Here is a 22049-nt window from a genome sequence, read left to right as displayed (position 1 = left end):
AATATATAGTGAAGTTTTGTAAAGATTGGCATGGTTTTTAGGTTTGCAAACTTATAAAAAAAGTCCAGCAAAGCTAAAATAGAATCCAGAACCTGTTAGTTTTGGAGAACTTGTATTGCTAAAAGCATAAGGAATGTATCCTAATCGCAAAGAATACCCTTTTAAGTTTGTCCCTACATAGATACTTATATCGTTGATGAGACCACCATAGCTATAATTTAATCCACCAAAAATGGAGTATTGCTTGTTAAAGTCATAGATTAGATTTGTTTCTATTGGAACTACATAAGAAGCTTTATTGATGTCAAATTGTGCTCCTATGCCAATATTTGCACCAATTTTTAAATCTTTAATGATTTCATAAGTGGGTCCTACCATCATAACAACTTCAAGAATTCCATTTTTAGCAAAATTTTGATTGTTATCTTTAAAATCAATCATCTTTAAGATGCCCATAGGTCCCCAAATATTGTATCCCCATTTAGATGTTTTAGCATCTGAAGTGTTTTTTTGATGATTTTCTTCTGAGGTCTGATTAAGATCAGAATGAGTATCTTCAGAGTTTTTTTCAGATATTGCTTTCTTTTGAGTGTCTGTATCTTGGCTCTCTTCTGTGCAATATGCTAGATTAAAACTTATTAATATTATTGTTAATCCTAAAATGACTTTTTTCATTCAAACTCCTTTTATTAAATATTTTGTCTAAACATCATTTTTCCTAAAGGTATCTTTAGATGATTGGCAACCACATCGCATTTAATTTTAAATAATAAAAATATTCTAGAGTCAGGAATATTTTCTAAGCATTCAAAATTTCCCATTCCCTTTGCAAGAATAATGTCTGCTGTATCAAATAATTTTTGTGTAGAGGCATTAGCATCTTCATAGATAAATCCTGGACTTTTTACTCCACTATCTTTCACCTCGCATAGTTTGAATATTTTTTGACATTCTAGATGAGAGTTCAGATCACCAAGTGTTATGTCATTGATAATCGGAGCCCCTCTAGTAAAATAGGTGATTTTTATGTTAGGAAAGATGTATTTTATTGTAGAGATAAGTACTTCATCAAATATATTTTCACCTGCATTATCTCCAAAATATAGTAAGGTTCTACAATCTTGTAGTTTTTTGTAAAAGTTCATCAAATCAAAGATGGCAAAATCCATCTTAGAAGTATCAAATAGTTCATTTTTAATATCAAATTTTGTTGCACTTCCATAATCAATAATATTTCCAAGTGCAGAAACCTTCAGGGCCCATTCTAGCTCATCTTCTGGTTTGGTTAAAGGAGATTTCTTTGATAATAAATCATCTACTATATCTCTTGCTTTTTGAATGCACAGAGTTTTGATGGGTTGATAAATATCATTTATGGAGGTGATGGAGGTAATTTTTTCATAAACATCAATGGCAATTTTTGGCGGAGGAAGATTTTTATTAGGTAATGCTTGGGTCAAAGATTCAATAGCCTTTTTAGCTCTTTTTTTGATTTCTTGAGGTTGAGAAGTGAGTTCCATTATTTGTTCACACTGTTTTTGCAGACATGCAAGGCACTCTTTTTCAATTTTCACGCCCATTACCTCCAGTTAATCCAGAGACTTTTCCCCACATCAGACGATATTTTCTTTTCATAAATTCGATTTCTTCTCTTGCTTTTTGTAGTTCATTTCTTATAGTGTCTATTGTTTTTTTATCATCATCATACACTTCTTGCATTGATATGAGAGCATCTTTTAAAAAAATATTTTCATTTTTAAAAGCCCCAATAGTTTCATCTTTTGCACTAATGACCTTATCATGAAGTCCTAAAATAGTATTGATGGTTTTTTCCACGAACACAGGATCTAAAGAATTTCCACTCATATCAGCTGACACAAGGTTATTTTCCACACTTTTAACGATACTCTGAGCACCGCTTGAAGCATCTATAAAGAGGGTATTTTTATGAGTTTTGCTGATAATAGCACCCTCATTGATGAGTTCTAAAACTCTTTTTTCTTCAATGCCAGAGAGTTTGACAAACTCTTTTAGGCTTAGCCAAGTAGGATTTGGAGTATTTTCCATTTGTGCCTTTCTCTATATGGTTGAGTAATTTTTGCATAAATTTTTAAAATAATCAATAAAAATAAATGGTCAAAAATTTCAAAGAATCAAAATCCTACAGCAAAATCTCAATTTCTTTGGAATCAAGTTCAAGCTTTTTTGCCTTATTAATACGATCTTCTATGAGTTTTGCACTTAAATCTGTATTTTTTAAACTCAAGATTTGCATTGCCATATAAGCTGCATTAATAGCCCCCGCTTTACCAATAGCAAGTGTTCCTACAGGCATTCCTGCGGGCATTTGAACTGTAGATAAAAGAGCATCTATTCCATCTAGGGCACCACCACTTAGAGGCACCCCAATGACTGGCTTACATGTTTGAGATGCAATTGCTCCTGCCAAATGAGCTGCCATACCTGCTGCGGCAATAAAAACTACTGCACCTTTTTTTTCTGCTTTTTGAACATAATCTTTGGTGCGATTAGGGCTTCTATGTGCAGAGCTAATGATCACTTCAAAATTTACATCAAATTTTTTGAATACTTCAATACATTCACTCATAATGCCCCAGTCGGTTTTACTTCCCATGACAACTGATATAAAATCCATTTGGACTCCTTTAATTTGTTTTTACCCTCAAAAATGTATATGGAGGCAAGATTTCAGGAAGCAAGATAGGGTTTATATTACCACTATGAATTTCTGTGAGCTCTTTGTTGTTTTCCAAAATAATCTTATTCAAAATAAGATAAAATTTTTCACCCTCTTGGTAAATTTTGCCAATTTCGTTCTCGACACATTTGATTTGTTTGTCGGTGGGAAACACAATTTCATAAGGATAACCCACCTTAGTGGTGTATTTACATAAAAAATACTTTCCATCTTCATTTACTTCACCATTAACCTGATAACTTCCTTCACTGATTGCAGTTAGATGGTTTTGGGTATCAAGTTTTTCATGAGGTCTTCTTATTAAATAACCATCTGTGAATCCACGATTTTTTAAAGTGTGGAGTTCATTTTGATAAAAATCAGGTCTATAGATACCCTTATAATAATCCTCAATGGCTAATTTATAAGTTCTGGCTGTAAGTCCTGCATAATATGTTGATTTGGTTCTTCCTTCAATTTTTAAAGCATCAATAACTCCAGAATCTAAAATTTCTTTGATGTGACTAGCTAGATTGAGATCTTTTGAATTAAAAATGTGGGTTCCAATTCCTTCTTCTTCCTCTAATCTCATCATCACGCCATTATCCGGATTTTTTACATAATATTCATAGTCGAATCTACAGTCATTCGCACAACTTCCTCTATTGGGAACACGTCCATTTTGAAGAGAGGATATTAGGCATCTACCTGAGAATGCAAAACACATACTTCCGTGTACAAAAATTTCTAATTCAAGATCAGGAAGATATTTTTTTATTTCAATCGCATCTTTTAAGCTAAGTTCTCTTGCAGCAACGATTCTTTTTACGCCCATCTCATAAAAAACTTCTGCATCCAATACATTCAAAACATTTGCCTGAGTTGAGAGATGCACAGGAATTTCAGGAGCAATTTTTTTACTTAATCTAACCACTCCAGGTGCTGCTACGATAAAAGCATCTGGAGATAATTCTGCCATTTTGGCGATATGATTTTCAAGGAGCTTGAGTTGGGAATTGAAGGGAAAACCATTGATGGTTACAAATACTTTCTTGTTTTTAGAATGTGCATAATCAATACCCTTTTTGAAGCTTTCTAGATCGAAGTCTTTTCCTGCACGATTGCGTAATGAGAAGTGACTCACACCCCCATAAACAGCGTCTGCACCATAATCAATAGCAATCTTTAGTTTTGTAAGATTGCCAGCTGGAGAGAGCAGTTGAACTCTTTTTGACAAATTATGAGACATTATTTTTTCCCAAATGATGCAATTAGGGCTTCAATATCATCTTCACTTGCCATATCTTCTTTGGTATCTCCTGTTATATAGACTGCAGAGCTTACCCGTTTAGAATCGTCAATCTTGCCTTCAAATAAAGAATTCATATATTGAGCTAAGGCTCTCATTACATTAATAACACGTTCAATTTTTTGTCTGTGAATATCTTGAAACTGCATAATATCCATTGCTTGCATACAAGCATCAGAGCAATCATTGGCATCATCTAGGATATTTTTTAAGATAGCTGAGATCTTTTTTGATTCTTCCAATGAATCGCTAAAGCTTTTTATTTTTGGGAATTTTTCAGACAATTTTTCAAAAATCTGTTGATGCTTTTCAAAGTATTTTTTGATCTCTTTAGAGGATTTAATGATTTTTTCAGCACTAGAACTGATGTTGTCAAGTTGATCAAATATTTCACTTGCTTTTGCTTCTGAATCTTTGGTGACATCATCAAGTTGATGAACAACTTTGTGATCATCTGTAGGAGGAGGAGGAGGCCATTTTTTACCTGCTTCGACTTTATAATTATTAGGATCAATAAAACCCGCAGTAAATTCTTCTTGGGGCTTTTGTGCATCTTCTTCAGATTGTTTTTGGGGAGTTTTTTCTACATCCAAATCGGTTTCATTGGACATTATCAAAGCATCTAGTTCTTCTTGAGTCATTGGTTCTCCTTCAGATTTAACCTTAACATTATAAATTTTTTTTGGTACATTTTAGATTAATTTTAAGCTTTTGATATTAGAACACCTTCTATTATTTCATCAATATCTCCATCAAGTATTGCTTCAACATTGCTATAAGCGATGTTGCTTCGAGCATCTTTGACTTGTTGGTAGGGAGCTAAAACATAACTTCTGATCTGATGTCCCCAGCCAATTTCACTTTTTTCTTCTCCTGTATTTGAGGCATTTTGTTTTTCAAGTTCAAGTTCATAGAGTTTAGATTTGAGCATTTTTAATGCAGTAGCTTTGTTTTTGTGCTGACTTCTATCATTTTGGCATTGCACCACAATTCCCGTACTGAGGTGCGTGATTCTGATAGCAGATTCTGTTTTATTTACATGCTGTCCTCCTGCACCACTTGCCCGATAAGTATCTATTCTTAGATCTTTTTCTTCAATAACAATATCGATATTATCATCAACCTCAGGACTAACTTGCACACTTGCAAAGCTTGTATGTCTTTTTGCATTTGCATCAAAAGGAGATATTCTTACTAAGCGATGTACGCCATTTTCACTTTTCATATAGCCATAAGCATTTTCACCCTTGATAAGAAATGCTACTCCCTTGATTCCTGCTTCTTCTCCATCTTGATAATCCAAAATTTCTGCTTTGAATCCTCTTCGTTCAGCCCATCTTAAATACATTCGATACAGAATGCTTCCCCAATCCTGACTTTCAGTGCCTCCTGCACCAGGTTGTATTGTAACAATTGCGTTGGCACCATCATTTTCTCCACTCAACATCACTTCTATTTCTACTTTTTTTATTCTAGAATCTAGTTCAGGAGCCTCTTGGAATAAAAGCTCTAGAGTTGAAGAGTCATTATCAGAAGAGACCAAAGAAAAGAGCTCACTGGAGTCATCAATCGAATTTTTCGCATCATCGTAAGTTTTTAATATGCGTTCAATCTTAACTTTTTCTTTACTGATTTCTCCTGCCTTTTTTGCATCATTCCAAAAGTCTTGATCTTGCTGCATTTGTATTATTTCACCAAGTCGCTTTTGAAGATTTTCAGGCTTGATAATTTTGGCGATATTTTCACATTTATTTTTGAGTTCTTTTAATAGTTCGCCATACTCATAAGAATCCATTTTTACCCTTTGAATGATTTATCATAATTGTACAAAAACAATGTATGATTAAAAATAAAATCTAGCTTAGGAAAACATCATGTTATCAAGAATAAAAAAATCTTATGAAATAAAAGAAAGTTTGATCACTCCTGAGGATATTTACAATGAACGTAGAAATATTCTCAAATTGATGGGGATTTTGGGTTTAAGCAGTGTTGCAGGAATTGATATTTTAGAGGCAAATGCATCTCAAAATATACAAATTAATCAAAACAATTATCCTTACAAAATAGATTTAGAGTTTAACAAAACCCCACTAACACCCTATCAAAAAGCTACAACTTACAATAATTTTTATGAATTTGGAATGCAAAAAGATGATCCATATCATCGTGCAGAAGTTTTGAAAACTAGTCCTTGGGATCTAGTGATTGATGGCGAGGTGGAAAAACCCATCAAGATCTCCTTGGAGGATATGATTAAAAGATTTGGTCTCAAAGAAAGGATATATCATTTTCGTTGTGTTGAGGCTTGGAGTATGAATATTCCTTGGTTGGGATTTGAGTTAGGAAAATTGATTGATTTTGTTAGACCCAAGAGTAATGCTAAGTTTGTTTTATTTGAAACGGTGGTGCAAGAAGATATGCCCGCAATAAAAAATCCATCTATAGCTGCTTATATAAAATTCCCATATAAAGAAGGTCTTAGGTTAGATGAGGCAAAAAATCTACTCACGATGTTAGCTGTAGGAATGTATGGTAAAGTTCTCCCCAATCAAAATGGTGCTCCATTGAGATTAGTGGTTCCATGGAAATATGGTTTTAAAAACATAAAATCTATTGTTAGGATGACTTTGGTTGAAAAAATGCCAATTTCTACCTGGAATAAGCTTGATAGTTCTGAATATGGGTTTTATGCCAATGTTAATCCTGATGTTCCTCATCCTAGGTGGTCTCAAGCAAATGAACGTTTCATAGGCGAAGGCTTTTCATTTGATAGAATCCCTACAAAGCTCTTCAATGGTTATGGAGAAGAAGTTGCAAAAATGTATGCAGGAATGGATTTGAAAAGAAATTATTGACTTTCAAAACTTTTTTATTTGTTTTGGATTTGTTGCGATACAATTAAGTTATATAAAAATTTCAATAAGAGGTGGAATGATGTATACGCAAGATATAATCAAGATGATTAAAACTAACTATCCAGATCAAAAAGAGTTTCACCAAGCCGTGCAAGAAGTTCTTGTGTCTTTGGAACCCGTGATTGCAAAAGATAAAAAATATCAAGATAATGCAATTTTGCAGCGGATGGTTATGCCCGATAGAGAGATTGCTTTTCGCGTGGATTGGATGAATGATGAAGGAGAAGTCCAAGCTAATACAGGATATAGAATTGAATTTAACTCGGCTATAGGGCCTTATAAAGGCGGACTTAGATTTCATCCTAGCGTGAATTCTGGCATCATTAAATTTTTGGGTTTTGAACAGGTTTTTAAAAATTCACTCACTACACTTGCTTTGGGTGGAGCAAAAGGTGGGAGTGATTTTGATCCAAAAGGAAAGAGCGATGCTGAGGTGATGAGGTTTTGTCAAGCTTTTATGAATGAATTGTATCGACATATTGGTGCTTGCACTGATGTTCCTGCTGGAGATATTGGGGTAGGGGCTAGGGAGATTGGCTATCTTTTTGGTCAATACAAAAAACTTACAAATCGATTTGATGGAGTGCTTACTGGAAAGGGATTAACTTGGGGAGGGAGTTTGGCTAGACCTGAAGCTACTGGCTATGGCTGTGTGTATTTTGCACAAGAAATGCTTAAAGAAAGGGGTGAATCTCTTAGTGGAAAGATTTGCACGGTTTCAGGGAGTGGAAATGTCGCTATATATACTGTAGAAAAACTTTATCATCTTGATGCAATACCTGTGAGTGTCAGTGATTCTAAAGGAACGATTCATGATAAAAATGGAATTGATTTGGATTTGCTCAAAGAGATCAAAGAAAAAAGAAGAGAAAGCTTAGAGGAATATGCAAAAATAAAATCTGATTGCAAATACATCAAAATTAGTGATTATCAAGAAGGTACACATCCTGTATGGAGCATTCCTTGTTTTGCTGCATTTCCAAGTGCTACAGAAAATGAACTCAATCTCTATGATGCAAAAACTCTTTTACAAAATGGTTGCAAATGTGTGAGTGAAGGTGCGAATATGCCATCTACTATTGAAGCCATTGAGTTGTTTTTGAAATCAAAGATATGCTATGGGCCAGGAAAAGCTGCAAATGCAGGAGGAGTAGCTGTGAGTGGCTTGGAGATGGCACAAAATGCAAGTATGTATTCGTGGGATTTTGAGAGTGTGGATAAGAAATTGCATTCAATTATGGAGAGCATCTTTGTAAAATCTTCTGAAACTGCCAAAGAGTTTGGAGATCCCACCAACCTTGTTTTGGGTTCAAATATAGCAGGATTTAGAAAAATTGCTGATGCGATGATAGATCAAGGGATATAACAAGTCTAGCCTAAAATAAAATAAAATTTTATATTCTTTTAAATTTAAATTTTATTGTTTATTTTTAATTTTTTTGATATGCTTGAATGAAATAAAAATTCGAGGAGATAGAGTTGTTGCTTCCAAAATGGGAAGAAAGCTATAGTGTTGATAATGAGATGATTGACACACAGCATAAAAAGCTCTTTGATTTAGCCCAAAAAGCTTATTTGATGGTCAATCATTCTGTCTCAAAAGATGAAATAAAAGAGGTTCTAAAAGAATTTTTTGAATACATGCGTGATCACTTTAGGGATGAAGAGAATTATATGATTTCTATTGGCTATCCTGCATTAGATGAACATAAAAAACATCATCGTCAAATTATCATTGATTTTTCTAAGTGTGTAAAAGAAGTCCATTCTGCAAATGATTTGAAGGAAAAAATTGGAGTTATCGCTAAAGAATGGCTTTTGCAGCATATTCTCAAAGAAGATATGCTTATAAGAAAGTATTGCAAAGATAGAACATTTGCTGAAAAACATTTGAGTGCTTATGTGGAAAAATACCCCTATACTTGTTCTTGCAAGAATAAAATTCACGAAGTTCCCCTTGAAATTCATACAAAAATACAACATGAGAATGCAAAATATATTTGCCGATTCTGTAAGCAAATCCTTCGTTTAAAGCATTGATTTGTTCTAGAGCTACTCTAGCTCTAGTTTGTTTTTTATCAAATAACGTGCAAGAATATACATTATAATTAATTCAGCTATATTGATGAGAATTTGTATTCCATAACCTTGATCATAAAGCCCTGAGGCATTCATCGCAAATAAATTATAAAAGTCCTTAATGCTTGGAACAAAAATAGAAAATTGATTTTTGATGATTTCCAAAATGACTTGCAGCACTATAAATATGATGATTCCAAACATTAGGCGATGTTTTTTAATTCTACCAATATTTAATATTCCAAGAATAAATAAAAATTTAACCAAAAATAAAGCCACCCAAACCAAAAAATTTATATATGCTAAAAAAATCCAAATAGGATGCGAGATAATACCTGCTATAAACTGCTTAAAAAATATATTTAGTATTCCATAGTGATTCCAAAAAGTACTGATATATAGAGTTAAAGCCAATAGAATCGAACTAAAAGCCACCCAAAAAACATTTATAAGTATCTTTGGAATTAATATTTCATCAATTTTTAGAGGTAAAGAAAAGGTCAAATATCCCTGAGAGGAGAACATTTTTTTATTGATAGAATCTAAAACCCCCAAAATAAAAAATACTATCCATAAAAAACCACTCACAATTAAAATGATGAAACAAATCATATTGATCATATCTGAAACAAAATACCTAGCATATTCTTCTTGTGAAAAAAATCCAATTCCTAGTATGGAAATGCACAATAATGTATTGATGAAGAAAATCCCAAGATAATTATCTAAAAAATCATATTTGAATATTTTTCTCATCTGAAACTCCCCTTAAAGGCTTCTTCTAGATTCATATAGTTCTGTTTAATGCTTTGGACATCTCCAAATTTAATGATTTTGCCTTCTTTGATAAAAATACACATATCCACGTATTTTTCAATATCAGATACTAAATGAGTTGAAATAATCACACTTGATTGCGTGTTGCGATTTTGCAATATCAGATCAAATATCTCTTGACGTGCTAAGGGATCTACACCAGCAATGGGTTCATCGAAAAGATAAAGCTTGGCATTTCGGCAAAGAGTTGTTATGAGTTGTAGCTTCTCTTTTGTTCCTTTTGATAGAGACTTGAAAGGCTTATTTAAAGGAATGTGAAATTGATTTAGAAGCTTTAGTGATTTTGAATATTGAAAATCTTCAAAGAAATCTTTAAAAAAATCTAGAATCTTTTGAGCATCCCATTTCTCATTCAAATAGCTAGTATCAGGAAGATAGGAGATAATTTTTTTACTCTCAATACCTAGTTTATGTCCATCAATAAGTATTTTTCCATTATATTGGTTTAATAAACTTGCCAAAATTTTTATCAATGTTGTTTTTCCTACACCATTAGGTCCCAATAATCCGATGATTTTATTTGAAGGAATTTCTAGATTGATGTTATGTAATATTTGAGTTCTATCATAACCTTTATTTAGATTTTGTATGCTCAACAAAGTTGCATTCATAGATTTCCTTGTACAAAAGTCCTGATATTTTCAATCACCATTTCAATCAGTGTTTTTCGTGCATTTCCATATGCCCAGGCGATATGAGGTGTGAGTATTATTTTATCTTGAATGAGAGGATTTAAAAATGGATGATTTTTATCCATTGGCTCTTTTTCTAATACATCTGTGGCAAAAAATATATTTTTTGATTTTAAAGCTGTGGCCATATCGGTTTCATTCACTATCCCACCACGCCCAACATTAATAAGAATAGCACCTTCTTTGAGCATAGAGATTTCTTTTTTGCAGATGAGATTTTTCGTATTCTCATTCAATGGAGCATGGATAGAGATAATATCGCTTTCTTTAAGTAAAACTTCAAGAGATTTTTGAGGGTAGGTGGTATCGGTATTTTTTCCACTAGTAGATGTATAGCTAATTTCCCCGCCAAAGGAACTCGCAAGTAAAGCCACTTTTTTGCCAATGTTGCCAAGTCCTATGATACCCCATTTTTTGCCATCAAGTTCGGTTAATCCACCGTTAATATGCATAAAAACATCGCTTTTGCACCACTCCCCGCTTTTGCAATAATGGTCATAATACGCTAGTTTTGATAATAGATTCAATGCTAGGGTTAATGTATGTTGTGCCACGCTGTTTGTGGAATACCCAGCAACATTTTTAACTATAATCCCTCTTTGTTGTGCTGTTTGCATATCAATGATATTTGTTCCAGTTGCTGTTACGCAAATGAGCTTAAGTTTAGGAAGTTTTTCTAATATGGGAGCATCAAGAACCACTTTATTTGTCAATATAATATCAGCATCTTGAGAATTCTTAAGTGTTTCTTCAGGAGTGGTTGTTTGGTAGATTGTGAATTCACCGAATGTCTTTATCACGCTTAAATCAGATTCTCCGAGTGTTTTTGCATCTAAAATAACTATTTTCATGTTCTCTCCTCACAAATTTTGTGTAGTTTTCTATATAATAACATACTTATTTTTATAAAAGGGTTGCCTATATATTAAAGATAGAAATCCTTGATATTTATAAATTTTTAGAAAAAATATGGATGAGATAATGAGAGAGAGAATAAAATTCACTTATTTACAAAAGTTTTTAATCAAGTGGCAAACAAGATCGCTTGGATCCAAGATTGACACATTAATGTTGCTTCTTTCAGTGCTTGTTTATATGGGTAGGCCTAATATTGAAGCACAGCTTGAACAAGCTAGAATCATCATAAATAAAATGGTAAAGCCATCAAATCTAGCTTCAAAAGTTTTTGATAGGATTGTGATCTGGATAACTGAATATGCAAAAGATGAGAAGCTTTATATGCAAGATAGGGATCGTGCCTTTAATGCAGTTGTTCAAGATATACAATTTTATTCTATTGTCCTTGATATTCTCAAAGATAAAAGCTATCAAACTCAAAGAGATATTATTCGCTCAGTGATTCAAAAAGCATACGATGAGGAATATACCATTGCTCCTGAAAGTAAGCGAATATTGGAATATCAAGAACAGGCTTTTAGATAAAATATTTCTTAAATTAAGGTATTTATAAGATACAAACATATACAATGGCGGTTTTTCAATCATATAGATTAATCAAAGGCGATAATTATGGAGATAACAAAAACTGCTAAAGTTAGCGAAATAAAACGCGATTGGGTTGTTTTAGATGCTAAGGATAAAACATTCGGTCGTTTGATCACAGAAGTAGCTACGATTTTAAGAGGTAAGCACAAGCCTTGCTACACTCCAAATGTGGATTGTGGTGATTTTGTCATCATTATCAATGCAACCGAGGTAAAATTTTCTGGGATGAAACTTGAAGATAAAGAATATTTCACGCATTCGGGATATTTTGGTAGCACAAAAAGTAAAACACTCAAAGAAATGCTAGAAAAATCTCCTGAGAAGCTTTATCATCTAGCTGTTAGAGGAATGCTTCCAAAGACAAAATTAGGTAGAGCAATGATAAAGAAACTAAAAGTGTATAAGGGTAGCGAACATCCTCATACAGCCCAAACTACAAAAAGCAAATAAAGGAATTATCAAATGGCAAAAATTTATGCAACAGGTAAGAGAAAGACAGCAATAGCAAAGGTTTGGCTCATTGGCGGAACTGGCAAGATGACTATCAATAATCAAACCTTAGATGAGTGGTTAGGTGGTCACGAAGCTATCAAAATGAAGGTGATGCAACCTTTGATTCTTACTAAACAAGATAAGTCTGTAGATATTATAGCTGTTACTCTAGGGGGAGGCTATTCCGCACAAGCAGAAGCTCTAAGACACGGAATTTCTAAGGCATTAAATGCTTATGATTTGGGATTTAGAGCTATCTTAAAGCCAAAAGGTTTGCTCACAAGAGATTCGCGAGTCGTTGAAAGAAAGAAATACGGGAAGAAAAAAGCTAGAAGAAGCCCACAATTCTCAAAAAGATAATTTTTTAGATTCAAAAGTCTTGCAAAAGACTTTTGTTTTTGTTATCTATCTATTTCTAATCCGCTTATTCTTAATCGTTGTTTTTTACTCTCTTGTTTTTATACTTAGACGTTATTTAATTAAGGTTATTTTGGTCTCTCATTAATCGTTTAATTATAGGAATGGAACTATAATCCAAGAATCTATGAAGTAGGTGATTTTATGTTCAGCATTGATCTCAGAAATGATTCCATAAAGAAATTATTTTTTTATTATTTTATTCCTTCTTTGTGTGCAATGATTGCACTTTCTACGTATTCTACCGTGGATGGAATTTTTGTAGGCAAAAAACTAGGTCAAAATGCACTTGCTGCTGTGAGTATTTGTTGGCCAGTTTTTCCTGTTTTAATTGCGTATGAATTACTTTTTGGACTTGGTGCAGCGTCTATAACTTCATATTTTATAGGTAAAAATGAAGTTCATAAAGCGAGATTGATTTTTAGTTCCGTATTTTATTTTGTGTTTTTTAGTTCTTTAGTTATTGGCGGGTTTCTTTATTTTTTTGTAGATGAGATTGCTATTTTATTGGGTAGTAGCGAAGTTCTTAAGCCATTGGTTGTTGAGTACTTGAAGGTAATTTTTTTGGGTTCTATTGTGATGGTTTTGCATCCCTTATGCGATGTTTTTGCTATCAATGACAAACAGCCTATTTTGGCAATGAGTGCGATGATAATCGGATCGTTTATGAATATCATCTTAAATTATTTATTTTTGTTTGTTTTTGAATTTGGGATCTACGGGAGTGCATTGGCGACTATTTTAGGGCATGGGATAGGTTTTTTGGTGCTTTTTCAGCATTTTTTATTCAAAAGAGGAAAATTATATTTTATTAATCGTTTCAGTTTTTCTGCAGTTATTTCCTCGGCAAAAAGTGGCATACCCCAGTGCGTGTCTGAACTTAGTGCGGCTTTTGTGATGCTGATGTTTAACACTACGATAATGCTTATCGCAGGAGAACGAGGGGTTGCAATTTATGGCATCATTATGTATAGTGGGATCATATTTTTTACGATTTTACTTTCTATTGCACAGGGCATTCAGCCTATTGCAAGTTTTAGCTATGGTGCGGGGAATCTCAAGCGGGTTAAGAGTATTTTTGTTTTTAGTCTTGGCATCTCTTTTGGAATTGCGGTTTTCATTTATTTGGTGTTCTATGGATTTGATAAATACTTAGTGAGATTATTCTTGAAATCAGATTTTGCTCTCACAGATCCATATTTGATTATAGATACAATAAAGGCAATGAGGGTTTATTATTTGGGGTATGTTTTGCTTGGAATAAATATTGTTTCAGCAATATTTTTTCAATCCGTTCAAAGAACCAAGAGTTCTTTTATTATCACAATTTGCTATACCTTAGTTTTTCTTGTTATATTGTTGCCTATTTTGAGTAAAAAATACGGAATGGATGGAGTATGGATTACTTACCCAATTTCTCAAATCTTGGCTTTTTTAGTGGTTATACTTGTGGTTTGGTATGAAATAAAGTGTGGTATATTTTCGGGTAAAATTACAGGAGGAAAATCGCTATGGCAAAGAAAAAAATAATTTTATTTGATCTAGATGGCACTTTGATTGACTCCACAGATGCTATTTATAATAGTTTTTGTTTTTCTTGTCAAAAGAATCAACTTCAAATTCCATCTCTTGAAGAAGTCAAAAAAACAATTGGCCATACATCGAGCGATATGTTTTCTCATTTTGGTGCGAGTCAGAATAAGCTCACTTCATTTGTGGATTCCTATAGAGAGTATTATTTGAAGGTTTTTTTGGAACAAACAAAAATATTGCCCAATGCAATTTCTTCTGTTCAAATAGCTAATGAATTTGCTAGATTGGGAATTGTCAGCACAAAAACCTCAAAACGTTCTATTGAGCTTTTGGAGTTTTTTGATATTTTGAAATATTTTGAAATTGTTATTGGTATAGAGGATGTACAATTTCCAAAACCACACAAAGAACCCATCTTGTGTGCAAAAAATAAAATTGATGCTAAGGCATCGCTCTTAGATGTATTTATGATCGGAGATACTCCTCTTGATGCTAAATCTGCTATAGATGCAGGAGTGCATCCTATAGGTGTGAAGTGTGGATATGGAGCCTATGAGGATTTATACAAACTGTGTGAAAATATTTTTGAGGATTCATTGGAGGCAGTGGAGTTTATTAGAACACTTTGAATTGCTACTTTTTTACACTAGGTAAATTATGATTTTACATTATCATTAACTGTATTTTGTATGTTTAAGCTAAGAAATAGTAAAATTCCACCACAAAAGTTTAGAATCGTATCGTTTATACAGACTTCGTATATTTTTTAGTTTTTTACGCTAAATATTTGATATCCTAGATTATGATTATAGATGATTTGTATTTCTAACAAAACAACCGAACAACGATAAAGGAGATACCTATGCTAGAAATTAGATGGCATTCAAGAGCGGGTCAAGGAGCGATCACGGGTGCTAAAGGCTTGGCAGATGTCGTAGCTGGAACAGGTAAAGAAGTACAGGCGTTTGCACTCTATGGTTCTGCAAAAAGAGGAGCGGCGATGACGGCCTACAATAGGATTGATTCACATCCTATTATCAATCATGAGAAATTTATGAATCCAGATTTTGTTCTTGTGATTGACCCTGGTCTTACGTTTATAACCGATATTTGTGCAAATGAAAAACCTACCACCCAATACATCATCACAACTCATTTGAGTAAAGATGAACTTATCGAAAAAAAACCTGATCTTAAGGGTAAGCAAGTGCATACTCTAGACTGTATCAAAATATCTATTGATACTCTAGGAAAGCCTATTCCAAATGCCCCTATGTTGGGTGCGTTGATGAAAGTTTCAGGTATGCTTGAAATTGAATTTTTCAAAAATGCTTTCAAAAAAGTTTTGGGCAAAAAGCTTTCTCAGAAATTGATTGATGCAAATATGCTTGCTATAGAGCGTGCATATAATGAAGTTCGATAAGGAGGTTCATATGAAAGGTTGGAATGATTTTGAAATCGGAGCAGTATTATTTCCATTTGAAGGTAAAGCACAAAACGAACTAGAAGCCCATAATAGTGATCGTAAATACACCTCAGATAGCTCTTTTAATAGTAGCGTGGCACACTGGAGAGTTGAAAAACCCGTTCATAATAGTGAGGTATGTATTAATTGTTTCAATTGTTGGGTTTATTGCCCAGATGCGGCTATACTTGCTAGAGATGATAAGCTTAGTGGGGTAGATTATGTGCATTGTAAAGGGTGTGGAATTTGTGTGGATGTTTGTCCAACCAACCCAAAATCTTTGCTAATGTTTAGCGATCATGAAAATAATCAAACTGCTCTAAAGAATTGGCCAAAAAAAGAAGAGAAGAGAAAAGACTAAAGGAGATATTATGGCAAAGACTATGGAATTGCAAGAAATCGAGGTGTGGGATGGGAATTTAGCGGCTTGTCACGCTATGAGACAAGCCCAGATTGATGTGGTTGCCGCTTATCCTATAACTCCATCAACGCCTATTATACAAAATTATGGAACTTTTGTGGGAAATGGATATATTGATGGTGAATTCATGCTTGTTGAATCTGAACACGCCGCAATGAGTGGATGTGTAGGAGCTGCTGCTGCTGGGGGTAGGGTGGCTACTGCTACAAGTTCGCAAGGATTTGCATTAATGATAGAGGTTTTGTATCAGGCTTCTGGTATGAGACTTCCAGTTGTGCTTAATTTGGTGAATCGTGCGCTCGCTTCTCCGTTAAATATTCACGGAGATCATTCTGATATGTATCTAGGACGTGATGCTGGATGGGTAAATCTATGCACCTGCAATCCTCAAGAAGCTTATGATTTTAATTTGATGGCATTTAAAATTGCCGAGAATATGAATGTTAGAATCCCTACAATCGTTAATCAAGATGGATTTTTATGTTCGCATACTGCCCAAAATGTTCGTCCTTTGAGTGATGAAGTTGCTTATAAGTTTATAGGTGATTATCAAAGTAAAAATCCGCTCCTTGATTTTCAAAAACCTGCAACATATGGTGCTCAAGCTGAAGAAGATTGGCATTTTGAGCATAAAGCCCAGCTTCATAATGCTTTAATGCATTCTTCTAGTGTGATAAAAGAAGTTTTTGTAGAGTTTGCTGATCTCACAGGTAGAAAATACAATATTGTTGAGACTTATGATTTGCAAGATGCAGAAGTTGCTATATTTGCATTAGGAACGACAGCTGAATCTGCTAGGGTTGCCGCAAAAAAAGCTCGTGAAAATGGTATCAAAGCAGGTGTGGTAACAATCAGGGTATTCAGACCCTTTCCATATCAAGAGCTTGGCGAAATCCTCAAAAACCTCAAAGCAATCGCTATTATGGATAAAAGCCTACCTGCTGGTGCTATGGGGGCACTTTTTAACGAAGTTGCCGCTTCTCTTTATCAAGTGCAAGGAACCAAGCACCCTGTGCTTTCGAATTATATTTATGGCTTGGGTGAAAGAGATCTTACACAGGTAGATTTAATGAGTATTTATAGTGAGCTTGATCAAAACGCAAAAGCTTCTAAGCTTACTCATCCAACTCAACAATTCATAGGACTTCGAGGTCCTAAACTAAGCTTTTGCTAAGGAGAATGCAATGGTAAAAGAAATTAAAAATCTAAAACAATTTAGCAAATCAGCAGAAAAATTTGAAGGAGCACATCTTTTATGTCCTGGATGTGCTCATGGAATGATTGTCAGAGAGGTTTTGAATGCCGTTGATGGTCCATTGGTTTTAGGGAATTCAACAGGTTGTTTGGAAGTATCTACTGCAGTCTATCCTTTTACTTCTTGGGATGTTCCTTGGATACATATTGGATTTGAAAATGGTTCTACTGCGATAGCAGGAGTAGAGGCTATGTATAAAGCTCTTGCAAAAAAAGGCAAATACACAGGTCAAAAACCTAAATTTGTGGCTTTTGGTGGAGATGGTGCTACTTATGATATTGGATTTCAATGGATTAGCGGGTGCTTTGAGAGAGGTCATGATATGACTTATATTTGTCTAGATAATGAAGTCTATGCAAATACTGGTGGGCAAAGAAGTGGCTCTACTCCCTTAGGAGCAAGTACCTCTACGACACCTGCAGGTAGCACAAGTTATGGAAAAAAAGAAAAAAAGAAAGATATTTTGTTTGTAATGGCTGCACACGGATCGCCTTATGTTGCACAAGTAGCACCCAATAAATGGAAAGATATGAATAAAAAAATCAAACAGGCTATTGATACTGAAGGTCCTACATTTATCAATGCCATGAGTGCTTGTACAACTGAATGGAAGTTTGAATCCAATCATACTGTAGAGATGAGTGACTTGGCAGTAGATAGTCTTGTTTTTCCATTATTTGAAATCATTAATGGAACAGATCTTAATATCACCTACAGACCAAAAAATATCGTTCCAGTCAGAGATTATTTAGCTGCTCAAGGAAGATTCAAACACCTTTTTAAACCTGGAAATGAGCACATAATAGAGCAGTTTCAAAAAGATGTCAATGCTAGATGGGAGCGTTTGCAACGTTTAGAAGAAGCCAAAGCCTGATTTAACAAGGCTTCTTTGGCAAGATCATCATCACTAAATTTTTTGCTTCATCATTAATAATTTTTTAAGGGAATCATATGGTTGAGAGATATTCACGTGAGAAAATGAAAAAATTATGGGATATGAATGCAAAGTATTCTACTTGGCTAGAAGTTGAAAAAGCAGTTGTAAAAGCTTGGAATAAACTTGGTTTTGTTCCTGATGATGATTGTGAAAAGATCTGCAAAAATGCTAAATTTGATATTAAAAGAATTGATGAAATTGAAGCAATAACCAAACACGATCTGATCGCTTTTACTACTTCTGTTTCAGAGAGTTTGGGAACAGAATCACGGTTTGTGCATTATGGTATCACTTCGAGTGATTGTATTGATACAGCCCTCGCCTTGCAAATGAGGGAAAGTCTCAAGATTATTTTAGAAGATATAGAGCTATTAGCAGATGCGATTAAAAAAAGAGCATTTCAATATAAAGATACCTTAATGGTAGGTCGGAGTCACGGAATACACGGAGAACCTATTACATTTGGGCTTGTTTTAGCAATATGGTATGATGAAATCAGGCGACACATAAACGCTCTTCATCATACAATGGATGTAGTCTCTGTAGGGGCTATCAGTGGAGCTATGGGAAATATGGCTCATACTCCCATAGAGTTAGAAGAATTGGTGTGCGATGAACTAGGATTAAAACCTGCTCCTGTAAGTAATCAAATCATTCAACGTGACAGGTATGCCAGATTAATAAGTGATTTTGCACTTTTAGCTAGCACCTGTGAAAAAATCGCCGTGGCAATCAGACATTACCAACGTACCGAAGTCTATGAAGCAGAAGAATATTTTTCACCTGGGCAAAAGGGGAGTTCAGCAATGCCACATAAACGAAACCCTGTGCTAAGTGAAAATATCACTGGACTTTGTCGAATGATAAGAAGTTTTTGTATTCCTGCGATGGAGAATGTCGCCTTGTGGCACGAACGTGATATTTCTCATAGCTCTGTTGAGAGATTTATATTGCCCGATAGTTTTGTTACGACAGATTTCATGCTTGATCGCTTGAGGGGATTGATTGAAAATCTTGTTGTGTATCCTGAAAATATGATGAAAAATTTAAATCTCACTGGAGGGTTAGTTTTTTCTCAGAGAATTTTACTTGAATTGCCAAAAAAAGGAATTAGCAGAGAGGATAGTTATAAAATTGTCCAAAGGAATGCGATGAGAGTATGGGAGGATCTAAAACAAGGTAAAAATGTTTTGAATGATACTAAAGAGAGCTTGTATTTGCAATATCTACTCCAAGATAGCGAGTTAGTTGGCATTATTGGAGAAGAAGCTATAAAAGAATGCTTTGATTATAGTTACTACACAAAAAATGTAGATAGAATTTTTCAGAGAGTTTTTAAATCCTAAGCGTTGAATACTAGGACTTAAATAGACCCCTTAAAATGGATCTATTTAAAATATATACATATAGCTCAAAGCTAGATTGTAGTTATAGCTAATACTTTCTCTAATGGTGATAGTGGTATCATCAGGTATATGTTTTTTATAAATAGGGAGTCCCGCAACCCCGACTAATTGAGTCTTAGACTCATTAAAAAAAGTTGGATTTGTAAATAAAACTCTGCAATTAAATTCAAACAAGTGATGCTTAGCTATCATGACACCCATCCCTATATTTGCCACTGGGCTTTGAATCATTTTGTTTGCACTCACGCTTGATTTATAAATATCATCGTCTAACTGCCTGTTATCTTCATAGCCCAAAGAGACTTTTCCCGTGAGTTTATAGTCAGTAAATTGATACCCACCACCTAGAAAAAAATATATACTCATATCTTCAGTTTCAAAGTCTCCAAATAAAATATCAATCATTCCGCCATAATACTCAGCATCCAAATCTGCAGTTTGATAGTAAGAAGCCGCATTCAAAGGGGTGTATCTAAGCCCAAGTGTTAGCATATCATCCCAAGCTTTTCCATAGTATCCATAGATTCTCAATCCCACAAATTCAGTTGTTTTGATAAGACCCAACCTAGCTTCAACGCTAATACCATCAAAAGACGGATTTTTGTCAGATTCTTTACCATCTTTGTTGTAATGGTACGCAGTTAGGTTTTCAGTGGTATTAAGAACATTCAACATGGAATCCCTTCCTAGACTCAGACCAAAAAACAATCCTCCAGTGATATTACTTTCTTTAGACGTGTTCTTATTAGAAGGAGTCGCAGATGTTTTATCGGGTATCTGACTACTAAAGCTACAAGTAAAAGGAAAAATCAACATTAAAAATACATAGAGTCTTTTTTTCATTTTCTAAATTTCCTTGAGTATTTAAAATTTTTAGATCTCTCTTGATTTATGATGAAGGCATGTTGTAGTTATACTCAAAATAATTTTAAAAATAAATTAATTTTATTAGAAATAAATCACAAATGATTGATTCATTGTGGTTATCAATGCCGTATTTAATCCTCTAATATTTTTCTCTTTCTCTTTTTTATCTATCAAATATCAGATTATCCCTAAGTAAATGAAAGTAAATGAAAAAAACAGAGATTTCATTTACTTTTGAGTCAAATCAGAGGGGATTTGGAGTGAAATTGAGTTAAATTCAGCGAGATTTCTGGTGATGAATAGAATTCTTTCACTTTATTCAACTATCCTTTTCTCAATACATCATTTTGTCTTCTCAACTCTCCAAATTCCCATTTTATCGATATTTGTAAGATTGAAAAGTTTATTTAGAATGATTACTTTTGGATTTTTTTATGACAAGTTCTGTGGATTTTTCTTACTTTTTAAGAATGTTTTAAACATTATTTATTTGGAATGCAGTATAATTTCACTGGATTTAATGTATCAACAACAACAACTCAAATGATGAAGGATTCCTATGACAACAATGAATTTTTTACGTACCATACTGCACATCAGTGCCAAAAATACCGATGTAAGTGATAATTATTCTCTTGGGGGGGGGGGTTCAGATCTCTTAAAAGCTCCCTGTTCAAATCATTCTGAAGAATTTAACGATACTGAAGGTTTTGAATTTGAGAAATCATTAGATTTCCCTTATCATACTAGAGAATCTCAGAGTGCTAGATCTAGGAATGAACGATTTTCTGGAGATTTTCACAACCATAGTAGTGCTAAGCAATGGGATAGTTTGTTAGCATGTTCTGCTCAAGCTAGTCTTGATAAAAAGACAAGAGAAGGATTTGCCCCTGATGGTCCTTCAAGACCTGTGAATCCCAAATCCTCTAAAAAAGCATTTTTTCCTTTATTTTCATTAGTGCTTTCTACGCTTTTATTGCCATTCACAGCAGATATAGCACAAGCAGCTCTATCATCTTCAGATATAAGGCTTTTATCTGCAGATCATGGCAACCTCAATAGGCCTGAAGTTTATAGTTCAGGAGATGCCAGATGTCTTTTAAGTGGAGATAAAGCTTGTGGTAGAGTCACTCAGAGTTTTGCAAATATGTTCAACATCACTAAAAATTCAACCTATAGCGATGTTTATTATTTGAAATATAATTACAATATTGGCA

The 22049-nt window shown here is 34.0% G+C and carries 25 protein-coding genes; 14 read left to right on the top strand and 11 right to left on the bottom strand.

Annotated elements, in window-relative coordinates:
- Window positions 1-51 precede the first annotated feature (51 nt).
- The 7 genes from BKH42_RS02285 to prfB form a co-directional block, all read right to left on the bottom strand.
- Window positions 52-675 carry a hypothetical protein gene (locus BKH42_RS02285; RefSeq protein ID WP_095294463.1) on the bottom strand — a complete coding sequence of 208 codons (624 nt, stop codon included), beginning with the start codon at window positions 673-675 and terminating at the stop codon, window positions 52-54.
- A gap of 14 nt (window positions 676-689) precedes the next feature.
- Entirely contained in the window at window positions 690-1574 is an 885-nt protein-coding gene (locus BKH42_RS02280) for an ARMT1-like domain-containing protein (protein ID WP_180673909.1), read from the bottom strand.
- Window positions 1564-2067, bottom strand: a complete 504-nt coding sequence (locus BKH42_RS02275) for a DUF3972 domain-containing protein (protein ID WP_095294459.1) — start codon at window positions 2065-2067, stop codon at window positions 1564-1566. Before BKH42_RS02275 ends, BKH42_RS02280 begins: the two co-directional genes overlap by 11 nt.
- A 94-nt stretch (window positions 2068-2161) precedes the next feature.
- Complete coding sequence (purE, locus tag BKH42_RS02270) at window positions 2162-2656, bottom strand: 5-(carboxyamino)imidazole ribonucleotide mutase (RefSeq protein ID WP_095294458.1); 495 nt, start codon at window positions 2654-2656, stop codon at window positions 2162-2164.
- Between the two features lie 10 nt (window positions 2657-2666).
- Window positions 2667-3947 (bottom strand): peptidase U32 family protein, encoded by a 1281-nt coding sequence (locus BKH42_RS02265; protein WP_095294456.1) that lies wholly within the window; start codon window positions 3945-3947, stop codon window positions 2667-2669.
- Window positions 3947-4648, bottom strand: coding sequence for a chemotaxis protein (locus tag BKH42_RS02260; RefSeq protein ID WP_095294453.1), 702 nt, complete (start codon window positions 4646-4648; stop codon window positions 3947-3949). Before BKH42_RS02260 ends, BKH42_RS02265 begins: the two co-directional genes overlap by 1 nt.
- 62 nt (window positions 4649-4710) lie before the next feature.
- Window positions 4711-5802 (bottom strand): peptide chain release factor 2, encoded by a 1092-nt coding sequence (prfB, locus tag BKH42_RS02255; RefSeq protein ID WP_095294450.1) that lies wholly within the window; start codon window positions 5800-5802, stop codon window positions 4711-4713.
- Between the two features lie 79 nt (window positions 5803-5881).
- Between prfB and msrP the strand changes: the two genes are divergently transcribed.
- The 3 genes from msrP to BKH42_RS02240 all read left to right on the top strand — a co-directional run bounded on the left by msrP (window position 5882) and on the right by BKH42_RS02240 (window position 8965).
- On the top strand, window positions 5882-6865 hold the full coding sequence (gene msrP / locus BKH42_RS02250; RefSeq protein WP_095294447.1) for a protein-methionine-sulfoxide reductase catalytic subunit MsrP: 984 nt from the start codon (window positions 5882-5884) through the stop codon (window positions 6863-6865).
- Window positions 6866-6944: 79 nt separating this feature from the next.
- Window positions 6945-8291 (top strand): NADP-specific glutamate dehydrogenase, encoded by a 1347-nt coding sequence (gdhA, locus tag BKH42_RS02245; protein ID WP_180673907.1) that lies wholly within the window; start codon window positions 6945-6947, stop codon window positions 8289-8291.
- Window positions 8292-8407: 116 nt separating this feature from the next.
- The gene (locus BKH42_RS02240; RefSeq protein ID WP_095294663.1) at window positions 8408-8965 is read left to right on the top strand and encodes a hemerythrin family protein; all 558 of its coding nucleotides are present in this window, start codon (window positions 8408-8410) and stop codon (window positions 8963-8965) included.
- Between the two features lie 12 nt (window positions 8966-8977).
- Here the strand turns inward: BKH42_RS02240 and BKH42_RS02235 are convergent, their stop codons facing one another.
- Genes BKH42_RS02235 through BKH42_RS02225 form a run of 3 tightly spaced genes read right to left on the bottom strand, consistent with a single transcriptional unit; the run spans window position 8978 to window position 11384 of the window.
- Window positions 8978-9760, bottom strand: coding sequence for a hypothetical protein (locus tag BKH42_RS02235; RefSeq protein WP_095294442.1), 783 nt, complete (start codon window positions 9758-9760; stop codon window positions 8978-8980).
- Entirely contained in the window at window positions 9757-10452 is a 696-nt protein-coding gene (locus BKH42_RS02230) for an ABC transporter ATP-binding protein (RefSeq protein ID WP_095294440.1), read from the bottom strand. Before BKH42_RS02230 ends, BKH42_RS02235 begins: the two co-directional genes overlap by 4 nt.
- Window positions 10449-11384 carry a D-2-hydroxyacid dehydrogenase gene (locus BKH42_RS02225; protein WP_095294438.1) on the bottom strand — a complete coding sequence of 312 codons (936 nt, stop codon included), beginning with the start codon at window positions 11382-11384 and terminating at the stop codon, window positions 10449-10451. Before BKH42_RS02225 ends, BKH42_RS02230 begins: the two co-directional genes overlap by 4 nt.
- Window positions 11385-11514: 130 nt before the next feature.
- On the opposite strand from BKH42_RS02225, the gene BKH42_RS02220 reads away from it, so the two are divergent.
- The 10 genes from BKH42_RS02220 (at window position 11515) to purB (ending at window position 19905) form a co-directional block, all read left to right on the top strand.
- A complete protein-coding gene (locus BKH42_RS02220; protein WP_095294436.1) occupies window positions 11515-11976 on the top strand; it encodes a hypothetical protein in 462 nt (153 codons plus the stop codon).
- Between the two features lie 87 nt (window positions 11977-12063).
- Entirely contained in the window at window positions 12064-12489 is a 426-nt protein-coding gene (gene rplM / locus BKH42_RS02215) for a 50S ribosomal protein L13 (protein ID WP_180673905.1), read from the top strand.
- A 12-nt stretch (window positions 12490-12501) separates the two neighbouring features.
- Window positions 12502-12891 (top strand): 30S ribosomal protein S9, encoded by a 390-nt coding sequence (rpsI, locus tag BKH42_RS02210; RefSeq protein WP_095294434.1) that lies wholly within the window; start codon window positions 12502-12504, stop codon window positions 12889-12891.
- Window positions 12892-13092: 201 nt separating this feature from the next.
- Window positions 13093-14478 carry an MATE family efflux transporter gene (locus BKH42_RS02205; RefSeq protein WP_095294432.1) on the top strand — a complete coding sequence of 462 codons (1386 nt, stop codon included), beginning with the start codon at window positions 13093-13095 and terminating at the stop codon, window positions 14476-14478.
- Window positions 14460-15110: an HAD family hydrolase gene (locus BKH42_RS02200; RefSeq protein WP_095294430.1), complete on the top strand. Its 651-nt coding sequence runs from the start codon at window positions 14460-14462 to the stop codon at window positions 15108-15110. The genes BKH42_RS02205 and BKH42_RS02200 overlap by 19 nt, the downstream gene beginning before the upstream one ends.
- 233 nt (window positions 15111-15343) lie before the next feature.
- Window positions 15344-15904: a pyruvate flavodoxin oxidoreductase subunit gamma gene (locus BKH42_RS02195; RefSeq protein WP_095294428.1), complete on the top strand. Its 561-nt coding sequence runs from the start codon at window positions 15344-15346 to the stop codon at window positions 15902-15904.
- Window positions 15905-15914: 10 nt separating this feature from the next.
- A complete protein-coding gene (locus BKH42_RS02190) occupies window positions 15915-16307 on the top strand; it encodes a 4Fe-4S dicluster-binding protein (protein ID WP_095294426.1) in 393 nt (130 codons plus the stop codon).
- Between the two features lie 10 nt (window positions 16308-16317).
- Window positions 16318-17541, top strand: coding sequence for a 2-oxoacid:ferredoxin oxidoreductase subunit alpha (locus BKH42_RS02185; protein WP_095294424.1), 1224 nt, complete (start codon window positions 16318-16320; stop codon window positions 17539-17541).
- Between the two features lie 10 nt (window positions 17542-17551).
- Window positions 17552-18496, top strand: coding sequence for a thiamine pyrophosphate-dependent enzyme (locus BKH42_RS02180; RefSeq protein ID WP_095294423.1), 945 nt, complete (start codon window positions 17552-17554; stop codon window positions 18494-18496).
- A gap of 77 nt (window positions 18497-18573) precedes the next feature.
- On the top strand, window positions 18574-19905 hold the full coding sequence (purB, locus tag BKH42_RS02175; RefSeq protein WP_095294422.1) for an adenylosuccinate lyase: 1332 nt from the start codon (window positions 18574-18576) through the stop codon (window positions 19903-19905).
- A 45-nt stretch (window positions 19906-19950) separates the two neighbouring features.
- Here purB and BKH42_RS02170 read toward each other — a convergent pair whose 3' ends face one another.
- The gene (locus BKH42_RS02170) at window positions 19951-20808 is read right to left on the bottom strand and encodes a hypothetical protein (RefSeq protein ID WP_095294420.1); all 858 of its coding nucleotides are present in this window, start codon (window positions 20806-20808) and stop codon (window positions 19951-19953) included.
- Window positions 20809-21391: 583 nt separating this feature from the next.
- Between BKH42_RS02170 and BKH42_RS02165 the strand changes: the two genes are divergently transcribed.
- On the top strand, window positions 21392-22049 hold a 658-nt coding region (locus BKH42_RS02165), incomplete at its 3' end, for a hypothetical protein (RefSeq protein WP_143428549.1).

The organism is Helicobacter sp. 13S00482-2 (genome assembly GCF_002272795.1).
Classification (GTDB): Bacteria; Campylobacterota; Campylobacteria; order Campylobacterales; family Helicobacteraceae; genus Helicobacter_J.
Note: the sequence above shows the minus strand (reverse complement) of the source record. Positions and strands in the feature narration are given on the sequence as shown.

Coding starts and splice junctions, on each gene's coding strand:
- purE (WP_095294458.1), bottom strand. CDS start 2,656: ATGGATTTTATATCAGTTGTCATGGGAAGTAAAACCGACTGGGGCATT.
- gdhA (WP_180673907.1), top strand. CDS start 6,945: ATGTATACGCAAGATATAATCAAGATGATTAAAACTAACTATCCAGAT.
- BKH42_RS02200 (WP_095294430.1), top strand. CDS start 14,460: ATGGCAAAGAAAAAAATAATTTTATTTGATCTAGATGGCACTTTGATT.
- prfB (WP_095294450.1), bottom strand. CDS start 5,802: ATGGATTCTTATGAGTATGGCGAACTATTAAAAGAACTCAAAAATAAA.
- BKH42_RS02225 (WP_095294438.1), bottom strand. CDS start 11,384: ATGAAAATAGTTATTTTAGATGCAAAAACACTCGGAGAATCTGATTTA.
- rpsI (WP_095294434.1), top strand. CDS start 12,502: ATGGCAAAAATTTATGCAACAGGTAAGAGAAAGACAGCAATAGCAAAG.
- BKH42_RS02265 (WP_095294456.1), bottom strand. CDS start 3,947: ATGTCTCATAATTTGTCAAAAAGAGTTCAACTGCTCTCTCCAGCTGGC.
- BKH42_RS02275 (WP_095294459.1), bottom strand. CDS start 2,067: ATGGAAAATACTCCAAATCCTACTTGGCTAAGCCTAAAAGAGTTTGTC.
- BKH42_RS02190 (WP_095294426.1), top strand. CDS start 15,915: ATGAAAGGTTGGAATGATTTTGAAATCGGAGCAGTATTATTTCCATTT.
- rplM (WP_180673905.1), top strand. CDS start 12,064: ATGGAGATAACAAAAACTGCTAAAGTTAGCGAAATAAAACGCGATTGG.
- BKH42_RS02180 (WP_095294423.1), top strand. CDS start 17,552: ATGGTAAAAGAAATTAAAAATCTAAAACAATTTAGCAAATCAGCAGAA.
- BKH42_RS02185 (WP_095294424.1), top strand. CDS start 16,318: ATGGCAAAGACTATGGAATTGCAAGAAATCGAGGTGTGGGATGGGAAT.
- BKH42_RS02195 (WP_095294428.1), top strand. CDS start 15,344: ATGCTAGAAATTAGATGGCATTCAAGAGCGGGTCAAGGAGCGATCACG.
- BKH42_RS02260 (WP_095294453.1), bottom strand. CDS start 4,648: ATGACTCAAGAAGAACTAGATGCTTTGATAATGTCCAATGAAACCGAT.
- BKH42_RS02230 (WP_095294440.1), bottom strand. CDS start 10,452: ATGAATGCAACTTTGTTGAGCATACAAAATCTAAATAAAGGTTATGAT.
- BKH42_RS02170 (WP_095294420.1), bottom strand. CDS start 20,808: ATGAAAAAAAGACTCTATGTATTTTTAATGTTGATTTTTCCTTTTACT.
- BKH42_RS02285 (WP_095294463.1), bottom strand. CDS start 675: ATGAAAAAAGTCATTTTAGGATTAACAATAATATTAATAAGTTTTAAT.
- msrP (WP_095294447.1), top strand. CDS start 5,882: ATGTTATCAAGAATAAAAAAATCTTATGAAATAAAAGAAAGTTTGATC.
- BKH42_RS02205 (WP_095294432.1), top strand. CDS start 13,093: ATGTTCAGCATTGATCTCAGAAATGATTCCATAAAGAAATTATTTTTT.
- BKH42_RS02235 (WP_095294442.1), bottom strand. CDS start 9,760: ATGAGAAAAATATTCAAATATGATTTTTTAGATAATTATCTTGGGATT.
- purB (WP_095294422.1), top strand. CDS start 18,574: ATGGTTGAGAGATATTCACGTGAGAAAATGAAAAAATTATGGGATATG.
- BKH42_RS02220 (WP_095294436.1), top strand. CDS start 11,515: ATGAGAGAGAGAATAAAATTCACTTATTTACAAAAGTTTTTAATCAAG.